The sequence below is a fragment of the Flavobacterium psychroterrae genome (assembly GCF_018380615.1).
Taxonomy (GTDB): Bacteria; Bacteroidota; Bacteroidia; order Flavobacteriales; family Flavobacteriaceae; genus Flavobacterium; species Flavobacterium psychroterrae.
The window spans coordinates 152,533-168,997 of the sequence record NZ_JAGYVZ010000002.1; the positions used below are offsets into that span (position 1 = coordinate 152,533).

Consider the following 16,465-nt stretch of genomic DNA (forward strand, 5'->3'; position numbering starts at 1 on the left):
CAAAGGCTTTTTTTCTAGTTTTTGATTTTTACCAGAACTTTTATATTGTAATTGTTTAATACTTTTTTGTTTTTTACAATTTTACCATTTGTATTAAGATAAGAAATCACTATTTTATATTTAGGAGTTTCTACATTCTGAATTATTTTTTTATTTACGTTCGAGTTTCGGTCAAACTCAGGATTTTTATTCACAAAATCGGTAATTGGCAGCGGAATAATCTCTTGGTTAATTTGTAGCGTAAAACCAGAATCAACAACTGTAGATTTTAGCGAATAACTTTTATTTTCAATTGTTAAGCAATCTTTACATTCAAAATTTTTCTCGTATGAAGAAAGATTAAACGACATATCATATCCGTGAATGTTTTCTATAACGTTTTGGTCGTTTTCATAATAATAGTAATAAAATTCGTTTTTGTTTTTATCTTCTCTGTCATATGAAGCTCTGTATTCATAACCCAAGGCTTCCATTATTTTATAATCGCCGGGATCTTTGTCTTTTTTAAGAAGTGCGTCTAGTTTGTTTTTCGCATATGGAATCATAACTTCTACACCATAATTATTTTCTAAAAAAGAAACAATACTACTTAAATCCTGCTCTTCTTTAAAAGAAAGTTTTTTATGATGTGTATTTTGCATAAAAGTTTCAAAACGGGATAACTGGCTGATTTTTGAAATAGAATTAGCACTTTGCGGACCAACAATTGAAAACAATCCTGCCAAACACATACTTATTGGAATAAACTTGATTTTTGGCTGTTTTTGGATTAAAAAATAAGCCACAACAATACACAACCAAATCGATAATAGTAAAACATAATAACGTTCATTCGTAAATCCATAAAGATTGATTCTGTACAAAATTGCCCAAAACAGCAATCCCAATAACGGAATCAAAAGAAAATAAAACCAGCGACTGAATGTTCGCATCCATAAATTATTAGTTTCAGTCGCAATAGGATGAACTAATAAAAAAGATAAAATGCCGAAAATGGCAAATACCAAAACAAGGTAAGAAACCCAGCCAACAGGCAAAGAAAGTGTTACCAGGATTTTAGCTTCATAACATATTAAAATCACCAAATACAGACTTATAAGCGGCAATAAAACATATTGAGTGAAGTTTTTAAGACCTTTTGGATAATTTAAAACTAAAGGATCTTCGCTATTATTAGTTTCAGGAACTCCGTTTAAAAAGAAAATAGTATTAAAGATTCCTGCAATCACAAAAAAGACATGGAAATAAATATGATTGTAAAATTCAACCTTGAATAATTTATCAATCGCTAATATTGCCAATGCCAAACCGGAATAAAGTACAACGCTATATAATCCCGCAGTTAAAATCCTGAGAAAAAGTTGTTTGTTGAATTCCCAAAATTCATCCTGATTATACTTTCTGGGTATAAAACCGGCAAACGAAACTAATAAATGCAATGCAATATTAAGAACAAAAAATTGTTGTATTTCGAGATCGGTGACGTTTTTGTGAAAATTAAAAACAAAAAGAATAATAAGGCTTCCAAGTGCTAAACTCGTTAGCAAACGCAAAAGATTGCTCTTTTTTGAAGCTAAGAAATACAAACTCACAGAAAGAAATAAAACCAAACATAAAGAACAACTCATTAAAGCTTTCTCGTAAAGTTCTTTATTCGGGTCGTTATATTCTTTTTCATTAAGAATAATGGCTATAATAGTTCCTAAAACCGTGGTTATGGTTTCTAACGGAAATCTTAAAACTGTTTTTAGTGTTGCGTTTAGAACGTTTTGTAACGAAGGAAGTCGGCTCATTTTTTAATCAGTTATATTGTACTAAGAAAGGTAAATTGTGAGAGATAACCAAATAAAAGTAATAATGATAAAAAAATGTTGGAATCATTTTATTGAATTTACATTTCAGTACTATTTCAATTACAAACAGGCGATTTTTTCTCTATAAATTAGTAAGTTTGGGTTACTAAATTAAAACGTATGAAAAATAAAATGATCCTCGTTTTACTTGCTTGTGGAGGAGTAGTTTTCTCGCAGGCAATTAAAAAACCGCTAGTTTCAGCAATTACAGATAAAGACCTTAAGACAGATATGTACCAGATGGCTGGAGATCATTTTAATGGTCGTGAAGCAGGAACTTTAGACGAGTTAAAGGTATCGATGTGGCTGGCAAATAAAGCCAAAGAAGCAGGAATGGCTCCGGCAGGTGATGATGGAACTTACTTTCAGTTTTTTGATATGTACAGGCATCAGGTAACTTCAAACACAAAATTTAAAATTGGACAAAAAGAATTTAAATTGTGGAAAGATGTTCTGGTAGCAGAAACAACAAATATAAAAGTTGATGCATCTTTAATTTATTTAGGAGCTGCAACAAAAGAAGAAATTGAAAAAGCAGATATCAAAGGAAAAGCAGTTGTTATTTTAGCTTCAAAACAAGGAATTGCAGATGATATTTCGCTGTTTGACAGACGTTATCCTGGTCTTGTCAGAAACAAATATTATGATCTTGTAGTTAAAAAAGGAGCCACGGCATTAATTATGGTAGCTGATGCATTAGCAGAAGAAAGCTGGTCGCAGGTTGAACCACAAATGACAAGAGGTGTTTACGGAATTGAAGGTTTGAGAGATAAAATTGGAGCAACAATGCCGGTTTTTTGGGTGCATAATGATCAATTAGAGTATTTAAAAACGACTAAAGATCTTTTATCTACCGAAGTTATTTCTGAAACATATAAATATCCATCAGTAAACATTGTGGGTACAATTGCAGGAACTGATCCTAAATTAAAAGATGAATATGTTCTTTTTAGCGGACATCAGGATCACGATGGTGTAAGACAAAAATACGGAAAAGACTCTATTTATAACGGAGCTGATGATAATGCAAGTACTTGTGTGGCAATGTTAGCTATTGCAAGAGCATATAAAAAACAACCTGGAAAAAGAACTGCTTTATTTGTATTTCACGGTTCAGAAGAGCGTGGATTGTTAGGTTCAAGATGGTATGCATCGCACTCAACAGTTCCCGAAAAAAATATTATTGCAGTACTAAACGGAGATATGATTGGTAGAAATAATGTAAACCAGGCAGCGCTTTTAGGTTCTAGTTCTCCTCATGAAAACTCATCTGATTTAGTGGCTATTGCCAAAAGAGCAAATGACGAAGGTCCTAAATTTGACTTGGATAAACTTTGGGACAGACCGGAACATCCTGAGTATTTTTACTTCCGTTCAGATCATTTACCGTATGCAAAAAGAGGAATTCCATCAGTTTTCTATACTAGTGTTTTGCACAGTCAATATCACACGCCAATGGATGAATCTGAAAACATTGACTTCGTAAAATTGCACAAAATGACAGAATGGATGTACCGCACAGGTTGGATTTTATCTAACGATGCAACGCGTCCTAAAACATTACCAAATGTACAATTAGAGCGATAAGGGATTTTACCGATTTTATATTGGGATTGAAATTTAGACGCGGATGAAACCGATTTACTTCGTAAGACACGGATAAAAACTGATTTTATATTTGAAAAATCCGTTTTTATCCGCGTTTTCGCGATAGCGAATCGGTTTCATCTGCGTTGAAATAACAAACAGATTTAAATAGTACAAAATCATAAAATTCACTAAAAAAAAAGGCTGTTCAAAATAAATAGACAGCCTTTTTTTTATGTTTAAGAGTAACTAGTTGTCAAAAAATCTAACAATCTAAGTAGTCTAATAATCTAAATTTACAATCCAAATTCAGCTTTTACTTTGTCAACAAAATCAAGTTTTTCCCATGTAAACAACTCAACAGTAACAGTTTTTACATGTCCGCCTGGAGCCGAAAAAGTTTTAGTTACAACTTCTGGAGTACGTCCCATGTGTCCGTAAGCAGCAGTTTCACTATAAATAGGATTTCTTAATTTCAAACGTTGCTCGATAAAGTAAGGACGCATATCAAAAATAGCTTCTACTTTTTTAGCGATTTCACCGTTAGTTAAGTTTACTTTTGCAGTTCCGTAAGTATCAATGAAAATACCCATTGGTTCAGCAACTCCAATTGCGTAAGAAACCTGAACTAAAATCTCATCAGCAACACCAGCAGCAACTAAGTTTTTAGCGATATGACGTGTAGCATAAGCAGCACTTCTATCCACTTTACTTGGATCTTTTCCAGAGAATGCACCACCACCGTGAGCACCTTTTCCACCGTAAGTATCAACAATAATTTTTCTTCCTGTTAAACCAGTATCTCCGTGAGGTCCTCCAATAACGAATTTTCCTGTTGGGTTAATATGGTAGTTGATTTTATCATTGAATAAATGCGCGTGAGTTGGATTTTTAGCAATAATTCTTGGAATCAAAATATCAATAATATCCTTTTTGATTTTAGCAAGCATTGTAGCTTCTTCATCAAAATCATCATGTTGAGTTGAGATTACAATCGCATCAATACGAGTTGGTTTATTATCATCACTGTACTCTAAAGTTACCTGCGATTTTGCATCAGGACGTAAATAAGTGATTTCACTGTTTTCACGTCTTAAAATTGCTAATTCCTGTAATAATTTATGAGATAAATCAAGTGCCAATGGCATGTAGTTTTCAGTTTCGTTAGTTGCGTAACCAAACATCATTCCCTGATCTCCTGCACCTTGCTCTTCTGGCTTAGCTCTGTCAACCCCTTGATTAATATCTGCTGATTGCTCATGAATTGCAGAAAGAATCCCACAAGAATTTGCCTCAAACATATACTCGCTTTTTGTATATCCAATTTTACGGATTACATCGCGCGCAATTTGCTGCACATCAAGATAGGTATTCGATTTTACTTCACCAGCTAAAATTACCTGACCTGTAGTAACAAGAGTTTCACAAGCTACTTTTGAGTCAGCATCAAATGCCAAAAAGTTATCAATTAATGCATCCGAAATTTGATCTGCAACTTTGTCTGGATGCCCTTCACTAACAGATTCTGACGTAAATAAATAAGCCATAATAATTTATTAAATTAAAATTAAGTGAGGAAAAAAATTGCTTAAAAAGGGCTAAAGGAGAATATCTGCTTTAGCATTTTTTACTACCGAAATTAAATTCTTCAGTATTCATAACGAACCATTTCATTATGAAGAGGTTGCAATCAGTTCAAATTTTTCCTCTGTATTCGGGTGCAAAGGTATAAAACCATTTTGATTTGCAAATTAAAGTTCTCTTTTTTTTAATTTTATATGCAGAAATTTAACATAACATACTATTTCGATAGGGTAATAGAAATTATTTCTGTTTTTGTTTGGTCGATTAAAAAATTGTTTGCAAATTTGCCCCATCAAAATAAAAGAAAAGATGAAATTAACTGTTTGCAATATGTCTTGTATAATGCCGGAGCCTTCCGCAGAGACACTATTGTAGTTTTTTTTCAAAAATATATATAGAGCCTCTGCCAACCGCAGAGGCTTTTTTATTTGCAAAAAGCTCAAAATCAAATCACTTTTCAAACCAAAATAATAATCAATCAGAAAAAAAGCAATGAAAAAAAATGTATTACTAGCATTAGGTCTTTTGACAATTTCGGGCGTTTATGCTCAGGAAAATAAAAAAGAGCAAGACAGCTTAAAAAATAACGAATTATCAGAAGTTACTATAGTAGGATCCAGAAGTAAAAACCGTGTAAAAACCGATGTTCCAGTTCCTGTAGATGTTTTTAATATCTCTGAAATTACAAAAGGTTCTCCGCAAACAAGCGTTACTCAGATTTTAAATTATGTTGCGCCATCCTTTACAAGTAATGCAACTTCAACCGCAGATGCTACAGATCACGTTGATCCGGCACAATTAAGAGGTTTAGGACCAGATCAGGTTTTGATATTGGTAAACGGAAAACGAAGACATTCAAGTGCATTAGTTAATATTAACGGATCACCGGGAAGAGGATCTGTAGGAACAGATTTAAATGCGATTCCGTCATTTGCCATCGAAAGAATCGAAGTTTTACGTGACGGTGCAGCAGCGCAATACGGTTCTGATGCAATTGCAGGAGTTATTAATATTGTATTGAAAAAGAATGCCAATTTTATTTCAGGAGGAATTCAGTACGGAACCAATTTATCTTCAGGATCAAATAATTTCAAAGGCGGAGCCGATGGACAAACTTTACAAGTAGATCTTAATTACGGAACATCATTAGGTAAAGCAGGAAGTTTCCTGAATGTTACCGGAAGCGCCGTAACGAGACAAGCAACAAGCCGTGCAGGAATTAGAAACAATGGTGTTTTTAATGCTTACAATGCTGTCGAAAACAGAGCTGCTCAAAATGGCGTTGCAATTAATTCATTGTTTAGCAATATTAATAACACACCAAATTCAGCACAAATTATAAGTTCATTACAGCAATATGCGCCACAGGTGAGTTATTTTACACCGGCACAACAAACTGCAATTTCATCGGCGACAACACTTGCTCAAATGCAAACGGCTTTAAATTTTGATGTAACCAATAATGAAATCGCATATAGAGGACAAGAGAGAAGCGATTATAATATGAGTGTTGGTCAGTCAGAACTGGCATCAGGACAATTGTATTATAATACAAAATATCCTTTGACCGAAACTACTTCTTTGTACTCTTTTGGAGGAGTTTCCTATAGAAATGGAAAATCGTATGCTTTTAACAGATTGCCAAACGGGTCCGGAACTTTCACGCAAGTATATGAAAACGGATTCCTGCCGGAAATTCAATCTGATATTTTAGATGCTTCATCTGCGGTAGGAGTTACAACAGAATTATTTGGTTTTGATACTGATCTTAGTACAAATCTGGGGACAAACTCTTTTCAATATGATGTAAATAATACGATAAATGCGACTTTAGGAACCAATTCTCCTTCAAGTTTTGATGCTGGTAAAGTTTCGTTTTTGCAAAGTACAACTAATTTAGATTTAAGTAAAATGCTGGATGTTTTAGAAGGATTAAATCTTGCTTTTGGTGGAGAATTCAGATATGAAAATTATCAGATAAAACAAGGAGAAGAAGCTTCGTACGGATTATATGACACAAATGGAAATGTAGTTCCGGGATTATTGCCAAGTACTTCTCCATTAATTGTTACTGATTTTTTCGGAAATAAACGTGGTGCAGGAGCACAAGGTTTTTCAGGATTTCAACCAACAGATGCTAAAGAAAAAGACAGAAAAAGTGGCGCTGCTTATGTTGATTTAGAATTAAATGCGACTAAAAACTGGCTTTTAAACGGAGCTGTTCGTTATGAGAATTATTCAGATTTCGGGAGCACCTTAATTTTTAAACTGGCATCTCTTGTAAAAATAAATGATAATATCAATTGGAGAATTTCGGGACAAACAGGTTTTAGAGCACCATCATTACAGCAAAAATATTTTGAAGCAAGTTCGACTCAGTTCATCAACGGATCTCCTTATCAGGTAGGTTATTTTACGAATGATTCGCAAGCGGCAAAAAGTATTGGAGTTGAAAATTTAAAACCTGAAAAATCAAAAAGTATCAGTACAGGATTTACATTCAAAATTCCTGAAGCAAATATCACCATTGCAACTGATGCTTATTTTACAAGAATCGACGATAGAGTAGTTTTAACCGGACAATATTCAAGACCAACAGATGCGCAAATAAGCGGAGCAACATCGCCGGCACAAGGAGAAGCGTTGACATTATTTCAACAGGCATTTGATTTAAAAGGAGTAGAGAGAGCTTCGTTCTGGACTAACGGAATCAACTCTGAAACAAAAGGAATTGATGTAGTAATATCTCAAAAATACGATGTTATTCAGGATTTCACTATAAGAAACGATTTTGCTTTAAGTTACAATACAACTAAAAGAGTGGGGGATTTAAATGTTCCGCAATCTATTATTGATGCGGGTGGAGATGCTTACAAATATTCATTTTTCCCTGAGTCAAGCCGAATTTATTTAGAAGAAGCGATTCCGAAATTGAAAGCGAATTTAACGACGACTTTCAATATTAAAAAACTGGATATTTATTTAAGAAACAGTTATTTCGGAGAAGTTACAGATCCGGGAGCAACAGATGTAAATTTAGACGGATCATCATCAGTTTACGAACATCCTGTATATAGCGCAAAATTGGTTACTGATTTATCTTTTGGATATCAAATCAACGAAAAGTTCAGACTAACAGTTGGGTTTAATAATATAGGAGATGTTTATCCGGACAGAAATAATCCTTCAACGCCGGCATTTACAAATACAACGCCAACGTTGTCCCCTGCACCAAGCGTAGATTTAACAAATGCGAATCAGTTTGCGTATTCAAGAGCGGTTTCACAATTTGGATTAAACGGAAGATTTGGCTTTGCCAGATTAAGTTTCAAATTTTAAAAATATAAAAATTGCCCACAGATTAAAACGGATTGAACGGATTTGCACAGATTTTTAATCACTAACCCTTTATAATCTGTGGCAATTTTTTAAGTAGATAGTGAAAAATAAAAAAATCCGTGTTAACCAGTTCAAACCCGTAAATCCGTGGGCAAAAAAATAAAAACACTTGTGTTTACAAGCAATAAAAACTTTTTAATGTTAAATGTCAGTTTTTGATTTGGTAGATCTAAAAATAGTTTCTATATTTACTCTATCAAATTAGTCGAGTTTAAAAAAGAGAATTAATTTAAATAAAATGAAAATGAAAACAATAGCGAATAATATGAGTATATGTTGTGAGATGATGCAAATGTGCATCCCAAATCGCTGTTGCCAAAAGTGAAAGAGTAAATCTTTGTTATAGTTAGAACTATAAGCCCTTTTGGTAGCCATCCGAAAGGGCTTTTTTTATTTCCAAACTTTTAAAATTCAAATTATGAAAACATTAAATTCAATTGCAATAGAGTATTTATTGAGAAATGATTCTCAAAAAAATAGTAATACATCAGACGAGATATCAAGAGAAGTTAATAGAATAAATGCAGAGCAAAATATAAAAAGTCAAAAATCATTACTTTTTCAAATGTATGATCTTGAAGAAGAAGCAGAAGATTTCTTTGCATAAATCATTAATTACAATTTCAAAAATCAATTACAATAACAGTATCAATTGCAATTTTAAATTTCAATTACACAATATAAAGTATTAACAATATTTAAAAAACTAAGAATCATGAGCACACAAAAATTTGCAACAAACGCACTACACGCAGGACACGATGTTACTAAAAACGCAGGAACAAGAGCAGTGCCTATTTACCAGACATCATCATATGTATTTAACGATTCAGATCATGCTGCCAATTTATTTGGTCTTGCCGAAGCCGGATTCATCTACACAAGATTAAACAATCCAACAAATGACGTTTTAGAACAGCGTCTTGCCACGCTTGAAGGCGGAATTGGAGCAGTTGTCACCGCATCTGGAGCATCTGCAATTTCGACTACTTTCCTGACTTTGCTAAAAGCGGGCGATCATATTGTAGCTTCAAATAGTTTATACGGAGGAACTTATAATTTACTAAATGTAACTTTACCTCGTTTAGGAATTACAACCACTTTTGTAGATCCGTCTCAACCGGAAAATTTCACAAAAGCCGCCAAAGAAAATACAAGAGCCTTTTTTGTAGAATCTTTGGGAAATCCAAAATTAGATGTATTAGACTTAAAAGGAATTTCGGCGGAAGCCAAAAACTTTAAAGTACCTTTTATTGTTGACAATACGGTTGCTACTCCTTATTTATTGAATCCAATTCAATACGGAGCAGATATCGTAATTCACTCTTTAACCAAATATATTTCAGGAAACGGAACTTCTTTAGGAGGCGTTATCATTGATGCAGGAAATTTTGACTGGTCAAACGGAAAATTCCCTGAATTTACAGAACCTTCTGCAGGATATCACGGATTGGTATATCATGAAGCTTTAGGAAATGCTGCTTTTATAGCAAAAGCAAGAATCGAAGGGTTGCGTGATTTTGGTGCAGCTTTAAGTCCGTTTAATGCTTTTCAAATCATTCAGGGATTAGAAACCTTACCAATTAGAATCCAGAAACACAGCGAAAATGCTTTGGCTTTAGCTTCTTGGTTAGAAAAACAAGATGAGGTTGTGTGGGTAAATTATCCTGGATTAAAAACCAATAAATATTATGATTTAGCGCAGCAATATTTACCAAAGGGGCAAAGCGGAGTAGTGACTTTTGGACTAAAAGGTGGTTTTGATGCTGCTAAAAAAGTGGTTGACCAAACAAAACTATTCTCTCTTTTGGCGAACATTGGTGATACAAAATCGTTAATCATTCACCCGGCAAGTACAACCCACCAACAATTATCTGATACAGATCAATTAGAAACAGGCGTTTCAAAAGATTTAGTCCGACTTTCTGTGGGGATTGAAGATATCGAAGATTTAATAGCTGATTTGCAAGCCGCTTTCGCAAGCGTTACCCAATCGCAATATAGCGTTAATAAAAATTAGGTTTTTTTGTTTTTTGTTTGAAAAATTGCCTTTAGCAGCGTGAGTTCTGCTAGAGGTGATTTTTTATAAAAACACAGCATATATTTTTTACCATATAAGTAAAGTTCATTTCAGTAGAGGCGCACAGTTTAGTAGAGACGCACAGTAGTGCATCTAATATAAACGTTCATAACATTAAATGAACTTATATTACTTATATGGTTTAATCACCCCCAATAAAATTAAAAATTATGTCAAAGCTTAAAATAAATATCATCCTTTTTGGAATTGGAAATATCGGAAGTACTTTGATCAATCAAATTATCGAAAGTCAGGAATTTTTTCTCGAAAGTAGAAACGTCGATTTTCATTTTCCGATTATTACAAATTCAACAGTAGCTTTTTTCGAGAAAGAAGGCGTAGGATATGCCTGGGAAACCAATTTTCTGGAATTGGCTGTTCCGTTTAAAGTGAAGGATATTATTGAATTTGCCAAAGAAAACGAATTTGAGAACCTCATTGCGGTTGATGCAACGGCAAGTGACGAACTGATTCATCATTATAATACGTTGATTGAAAACGGATTTAATATTGTAGCGGTCAATAAAAAAGCCAATACATTACCAATCGATTTGTATAAAGAAATCAGGTCGAATCTAAAAAAATACGACAAAGAGTTTTTATATGAAACATCAGTAGATACGGGATTTCCAGTATTGCAAACCTTAAGAGATTTGTATTATTCGGGCGAAAAAATCACGAAAATACGAGGTGTTTTTTCAGATAATCTGAGTTATGTCTTTAATCGATTTGCCAATGAAGAAGCTACTTTTTCTTCTCTTTTAAAAGATGCAAGTTTACTTGGATTAATGCGTTCGACTTTCAAAGAAGATTTATCAGGAAATGACACAGCAAGAAAATTGCTGATTCTGACGCGAGAAATCGGGAAGGATTTTGATCTTTCGGATATAAAAATCAATTCATTAATAAAACAAGAACATTTAGAGCAAAACGGCATTCTTAATAAAGAAGCAATTGACAAATACTTTAAAATTGCCAAAATTACTCAGAAAGATAATCATGTATTGCGATATGTTGGGGAATTTGATGTAGAGAAAAGCACCTTAGAAGTCAAATTAGTTTCAGAACCCATTACATCAGCAATTGGACAATTAAAAGGTTCGGATACTATTTTTGAAATCTATACACAATCTTATGCAGATGTTCCAATTGCGATTCAAAGTGCTTCGGCATGTAAACAAGCCATTTCAAGAGGGATAATAACTGACATTTTGAAAGTAGCTGAAAAAATTAAAAATAAAGAAGCAGTTTGGTTGTAAGTGGTTTGAAATAGTAGTCAGTTGTTCTTTGATATAATGAAACAGAAAAGTTCGTTGTGTAATTTTTTGTAGGTTTTAACGCTCAATTGTTTAATTGTTAATTTTGTAAGATGTTTTTTAACGTTTAAAATGTGTTTTTTAACGATTTTTATGATTAATGTGTTGAACATCACTTGCATAATTGAAAATATATTCGCACATTTGTAATACCTCAAACTGCAAAAACAAAAAACTTAACTTTTTAACATTAGTTATGTTAGCTGAAACAAAAGTTGATACAGCTTTATTTCTTTTTTGATTTTTGAAAGAAGGATAGATTTAAATATTTCGACAGTTTCGAGAAGCTTATTAAAATAAAACAAATGCAAGAATTTTTTAAAATAGCAAGTAAATCACAGATGAATAAATCCCTACAGATGAACAAGATGTTTAACGTCGCACGTATTTGTGTACGCGTCTGTTGATACTAAAAGTATATATAAGTTTTTAAAAACTTAAACCCTTTTGGTATTCACGTCCAAAAGGGTTTTTTTATTCCATTTGGTTGCCATAACAAAAAATTAAACAAACAATAAAGATTATAAAACACAAACTAACATAAACTTAAATATCATGAGCAAATTAAACTACATAACAAAAACTTTTTCTACATTGAAAAACTTAAGAACCAAAAGAAACAATCCGCCACCGCCAACAAATGAATTGGTACATCCAAGATTTGGTATCACCGAGGCAGATAAAACAGCAGAAAAAAAAGAGCCAAACTCATTATTGTTTTTGATGTATTCAAAAGAAAATGAAACACTTTTTATCTAAATCAAAAAGTATCATAAAATAGGGGAATACCTGCTTAATTTTACTGGGCTAATTGTTCGGTAATTTTTTGCGTACAAGAGTTTGTGTTTGAATTATCTTTAAGGAAATGAGGAATCAGTTTCGATAAAATTTGTTTGTTTAAGAAATTAGTAGTTAATTTGCACCTTTAAGTTCAAAAACGTATTGAAATGTTATAAAGAAAGGACGAGGGATTAGACCCGATGAATCCTTAGCAACCCTTCGTTAAATCGAAGAAGGTGCTGCATTCTACCACGCCCAAACGTGGAAAGATAACAACAAGAATTTTTCTAGTTTCACTCTAGTATTTTCTTTCTAATATTTCCACATACAAATCAATAATAAAAAGATTTGAAATTGGAAAATATACCAAGTCCCATTATAATTCATGATTTCATCACAGAAAGTGGTGCATCATATCATTCATTACCGTTAAGTTTTACCATTTCTGGTTTGCCATTATTTAGTGCGCCTATCGTTTTGGTCAATCACGCATTAACCGGAAATTCTTTGGTTACAGGCGAAAATGGCTGGTGGAATGATTTAATTGGCGACGAAAAAACAATCGATACCCACAGATACACCATATTGGCATTTGACGTTCCAGGAAACGGAAATGATTCGTTTATAATCCAAAATTATCAGGACTTTACAACCAGAGATATTGCCCGCATTTTTATAAAAGGACTTGAAGCCTTAAGAATCGAGCAGGTTTATGCTATTATTGGCGGTTCTGTTGGCGGGGGAATCGCTTGGGAAATTCTTGCATTAGAACCCAACATCACTCAAAACCTGATTCCAATTGCAACAGACTGGAAATCGACTGACTGGATGATCGCTAATTGTTATTTACAAGAGCAAATCCTCAACAATTCTTCAAGACCGGTTGAAGATGCCAGAATCCATGCCATGTTGTGTTACCGCTCTCCTGAATCATTCAAAGAAAAATTTCAACGCACGATCAATAACCAACTTTTGATTTTTAATATAGAAAGCTGGCTGGCGCATCACGGCGAAAAATTACAAATGAGATACCAATTGGCATCATATAAACTGATGAACCAATTACTGAAAACCATAGATATTACCAGAAATAGTGACGATTTCGAGACTTTAATGTCCAGAACAAATGCAGCGATTCATATTATAGGAATCAACTCTGATTTGTTTTTTACACCAAAAGAAAATCGGGAAACTTTTAATGAATTAAAAAAGTTCAAAGAAAATGTCTTTTACAGCGAAATAGATTCCGTTCACGGACATGACGCTTTTTTAATCGAGTACAAACAATTAGATCATTTACTTGCCGATATTTTTAAGGCAGAAACAATAGAAAAATAAAATGAAAATATTAAAATTTGGTGGTAAATCGTTATCAAACGGAGAAGGGCTTAACAAAGTAGTTTCAATCATTTCTGATAAAGTAAATCAAGGAGAACAAATTGCAGTTGTAGTTTCCGCTCGCGGAAAAGCAACAGATGAATTAGATTATATTTTGAAACTTGCCGCTAAAAACGGTAATTACAAACCATTATTTGAGAATTTCAAAACCTATCAAATTTCAGATTATCCTCAGGTAGATTTGTCTGAAGAATTTAATATTTTAGAGAAACTTTTTGAAGGAGTTAGTTTAATTGGTGACTATAGCAATAAAATTAAAGATCAGATTTTGTCTAAAGGCGAATTGCTTTCGGCTAAATTATTAACCGCAATTTTAAAAGAAAAAGGAATTCCTGCGAATTTTGTTGATTCAAGAGAATTGATAAAAACCGATTCAAAATTTGGAGATGCGCAGCCTTTAGAACAACTTTCTAAGAAAAACGTTGTCAATTATTTTAAACAGCATAACGGTTCAACGGTTAATATTGTAACCGGTTTTATTGGCTCAAACAATAATAACGATACTACAACTTTAGGCAGAAACGGCAGTAATTATACAGCATCACTAATTGCTAATTATTTAAATGCCGAAGAACTTCAAAACTTTACACACGTTGACGGAATCTACACGGCAAATCCGGATTTAGTTGCCGATGCCAAAAAAATCGAATTCCTTTCGTTTAACGAAGCGAATGAATTGGCGAATTTTGGAGCAACAATTTTGCATGCCAAAACGATAATTCCTCTATTAGAAAAAAACATTCCGTTACGTATTTTAAATACATTCAATCATGAAAATCGCGGAACTTTAATCACTTCAGATTCGGCGAAAGAAGGAATTAAGACACTTTCGGTTTTAGAGAATTTATCATTGGTAAATCTTGAAGGTCGCGGATTACTTGGAAAAGCTGGCGTTGATGCCCGAATTTTCAAGGTAATGGGCGATCATAATATAAGTGTAAGTATCATTTCGCAAGGTTCGTCAGAAAGAGGAATCGGGTTGGTTGTTGCTACAGATAAAGCTACAACGGCAATGATTGAATTAGAAAAAGAATTCGAAAATGATTTTTATTCTAAAGATGTAAATCAAATTACGGTAACTGATAATGTTTCGGTTATTTCGATTATCGGTCAGGATTTAAGCACTTTTCATAAACCATATACCGCTTTAATCAAAAATAAAATTGTTCCAATTTTGTTTAACAACACTGTTACGGGTAAAAACGTGAGTTTGGTGGTTAAAAAATCAGAACTTAATAAAGCGTTAAACGTAATTCACGGAGAGATTTTTGGAGTTTCCAAGAAAATCAACATCGCTATTTTTGGTCACGGATTAGTGGGCGGAACTTTAATCAACCAGATTTTAGAATCGACTGCAGCAATCGAAAAACGTAAAGACATTAAACTGAATGTTTTTGCTATTGCGAACTCTAAGAAATTACTTTTAAACAAAAATGGCGTAAGTCAAAACTGGAGAAATGACATTCAGCAAGACGGACTTGAATATACGATCAATGATGTAATTGCTTATGCAAACCAACATCATCTTGAAAACTTAATTGCAATTGATAATACGGCAAGTGCCACTTTCGTAGAAAATTACATTTCGTTGATCGAAAGCAGTTTTGACTTGATTTCCTCTAATAAAGTTGCTAATACATTGAGTTACGGTTTTTATAAAGAACTGAGAAAGTCCTTAGCAGATAATCAAAAGAATTATTTGTATGAAACCAATGTTGGTGCAGGTTTACCATTAATTGATACTATAAAATTATTACACCTTTCTGGGGAAAATATCACCAAAATAAAAGGAGTTTTCTCCGGAACATTAAGTTATTTATTCAATAATTTTTCTGCAAAAGACGTTCCGTTTAGCGAAATTCTGAAAGAAGCAATCGATAATGGATACACAGAACCGGACCCGCGTGAGGATTTATGCGGAAATGATGTGGGAAGAAAATTATTGATTTTGGCAAGAGAATTAGATTTGCAAAATGAGTTTGAAGAAATCTCCATTCAGAATTTAATTCCGGAACATTTACGCGAAGGCAATGTGTCAGATTTCTTAACTAAGCTAAAAAAATTCGACCCAATTTACGAGAAAATAAAAGCAGATCAAAAGCCAAATCACGTATTAAGATATATTGGTGAATTGTCTGGAGATTTACAAAATGATAAAGGAATTCTGGAAGTAAAATTAGTTTCGGTTCCTTCTGACACAGCCTTAGGCGGATTAAAAGGTTCAGATTCTTTCTTCGAAATTTACACAGAATCTTACGGAGATCGTCCAATCGTAATTCAGGGAGCCGGTGCAGGTTCTGCTGTAACAGCGAGAGGTGTATTTGGTGATATTTTGAGATTATCAGATAAAGGGTAAAAAAAGATTTTAGATTTTAGAGTGCAGATTTTAGATTTTTCTAAATCGACACCAGTTTGTCATTTCGTCGTAAGGAGAAATCACACTAGAAACTCGACAAAGATTAACACTT

At 33.3% G+C, this 16,465-nt stretch carries 10 protein-coding genes and 1 riboswitch; of the genes, 8 read left to right on the forward strand and 2 right to left on the reverse strand.

What is annotated here, in order from left to right:
* Positions 1 to 14: 14 nt before the first annotated feature.
* Positions 15 to 1,793: a DUF4153 domain-containing protein gene (locus tag KHA90_RS02515; protein WP_213294839.1), complete on the reverse strand. Its 1,779-nt coding sequence runs from the start codon at positions 1,791 to 1,793 to the stop codon at positions 15 to 17.
* 180 nt (positions 1,794 to 1,973) lie between these two features.
* Between KHA90_RS02515 and KHA90_RS02520 the strand changes: the two genes are divergently transcribed.
* On the forward strand, positions 1,974 to 3,440 hold the full coding sequence (locus KHA90_RS02520) for a M28 family metallopeptidase (RefSeq protein WP_213294842.1): 1,467 nt from the start codon (positions 1,974 to 1,976) through the stop codon (positions 3,438 to 3,440).
* Positions 3,441 to 3,736: 296 nt separating this feature from the next.
* On the opposite strand, the gene metK is transcribed toward KHA90_RS02520, so the two are convergent.
* Positions 3,737 to 4,987 (reverse strand): methionine adenosyltransferase, encoded by a 1,251-nt coding sequence (gene metK, locus KHA90_RS02525; protein WP_213294846.1) that lies wholly within the window; start codon positions 4,985 to 4,987, stop codon positions 3,737 to 3,739.
* Between the two features lie 529 nt (positions 4,988 to 5,516).
* Here metK and KHA90_RS02530 point away from each other — a divergent pair.
* The 7 genes from KHA90_RS02530 (at position 5,517) to thrA (ending at position 16,353) form a co-directional block, all read left to right on the forward strand.
* Positions 5,517 to 8,363, forward strand: a complete 2,847-nt coding sequence (locus KHA90_RS02530) for a TonB-dependent receptor plug domain-containing protein (RefSeq protein WP_213294849.1) — start codon at positions 5,517 to 5,519, stop codon at positions 8,361 to 8,363.
* 478 nt (positions 8,364 to 8,841) lie between these two features.
* Entirely contained in the window at positions 8,842 to 9,030 is a 189-nt protein-coding gene (locus KHA90_RS02535; protein ID WP_213294852.1) for a hypothetical protein, read from the forward strand.
* A 108-nt stretch (positions 9,031 to 9,138) separates the two neighbouring features.
* On the forward strand, positions 9,139 to 10,443 hold the full coding sequence (locus KHA90_RS02540) for an O-acetylhomoserine aminocarboxypropyltransferase/cysteine synthase family protein (protein ID WP_213294856.1): 1,305 nt from the start codon (positions 9,139 to 9,141) through the stop codon (positions 10,441 to 10,443).
* 230 nt (positions 10,444 to 10,673) lie between these two features.
* Positions 10,674 to 11,762 carry a homoserine dehydrogenase family protein gene (locus tag KHA90_RS02545; RefSeq protein ID WP_213294859.1) on the forward strand — a complete coding sequence of 363 codons (1,089 nt, stop codon included), beginning with the start codon at positions 10,674 to 10,676 and terminating at the stop codon, positions 11,760 to 11,762.
* A gap of 612 nt (positions 11,763 to 12,374) precedes the next feature.
* Entirely contained in the window at positions 12,375 to 12,578 is a 204-nt protein-coding gene (locus KHA90_RS02550) for a hypothetical protein (protein ID WP_213294862.1), read from the forward strand.
* Between the two features lie 188 nt (positions 12,579 to 12,766).
* A riboswitch (SAM riboswitch) is annotated at positions 12,767 to 12,875 on the forward strand.
* A 72-nt stretch (positions 12,876 to 12,947) separates the two neighbouring features.
* Positions 12,948 to 13,937, forward strand: a complete 990-nt coding sequence (locus KHA90_RS02555) for an alpha/beta fold hydrolase (protein WP_213294864.1) — start codon at positions 12,948 to 12,950, stop codon at positions 13,935 to 13,937.
* A gap of 1 nt (position 13,938) precedes the next feature.
* On the forward strand, positions 13,939 to 16,353 hold the full coding sequence (gene thrA, locus KHA90_RS02560; RefSeq protein ID WP_213294866.1) for a bifunctional aspartate kinase/homoserine dehydrogenase I: 2,415 nt from the start codon (positions 13,939 to 13,941) through the stop codon (positions 16,351 to 16,353).
* The last annotated feature ends 112 nt before the right edge of the window (positions 16,354 to 16,465 follow it).

What these genes read in the sequence shown, in the direction of transcription:
- KHA90_RS02535 (WP_213294852.1), top strand. Translation starts at nt 8,842, where the DNA reads ATGAAAACATTAAATTCAATTGCAATAGAGTATTTATTGAGAAATGAT.
- KHA90_RS02520 (WP_213294842.1), top strand. Translation starts at nt 1,974, where the DNA reads ATGAAAAATAAAATGATCCTCGTTTTACTTGCTTGTGGAGGAGTAGTT.
- thrA (WP_213294866.1), top strand. Translation starts at nt 13,939, where the DNA reads ATGAAAATATTAAAATTTGGTGGTAAATCGTTATCAAACGGAGAAGGG.
- KHA90_RS02550 (WP_213294862.1), top strand. Translation starts at nt 12,375, where the DNA reads ATGAGCAAATTAAACTACATAACAAAAACTTTTTCTACATTGAAAAAC.
- KHA90_RS02545 (WP_213294859.1), top strand. Translation starts at nt 10,674, where the DNA reads ATGTCAAAGCTTAAAATAAATATCATCCTTTTTGGAATTGGAAATATC.
- metK (WP_213294846.1), bottom strand. Translation starts at nt 4,987, where the DNA reads ATGGCTTATTTATTTACGTCAGAATCTGTTAGTGAAGGGCATCCAGAC.
- KHA90_RS02540 (WP_213294856.1), top strand. Translation starts at nt 9,139, where the DNA reads ATGAGCACACAAAAATTTGCAACAAACGCACTACACGCAGGACACGAT.
- KHA90_RS02515 (WP_213294839.1), bottom strand. Translation starts at nt 1,793, where the DNA reads ATGAGCCGACTTCCTTCGTTACAAAACGTTCTAAACGCAACACTAAAA.
- KHA90_RS02530 (WP_213294849.1), top strand. Translation starts at nt 5,517, where the DNA reads ATGAAAAAAAATGTATTACTAGCATTAGGTCTTTTGACAATTTCGGGC.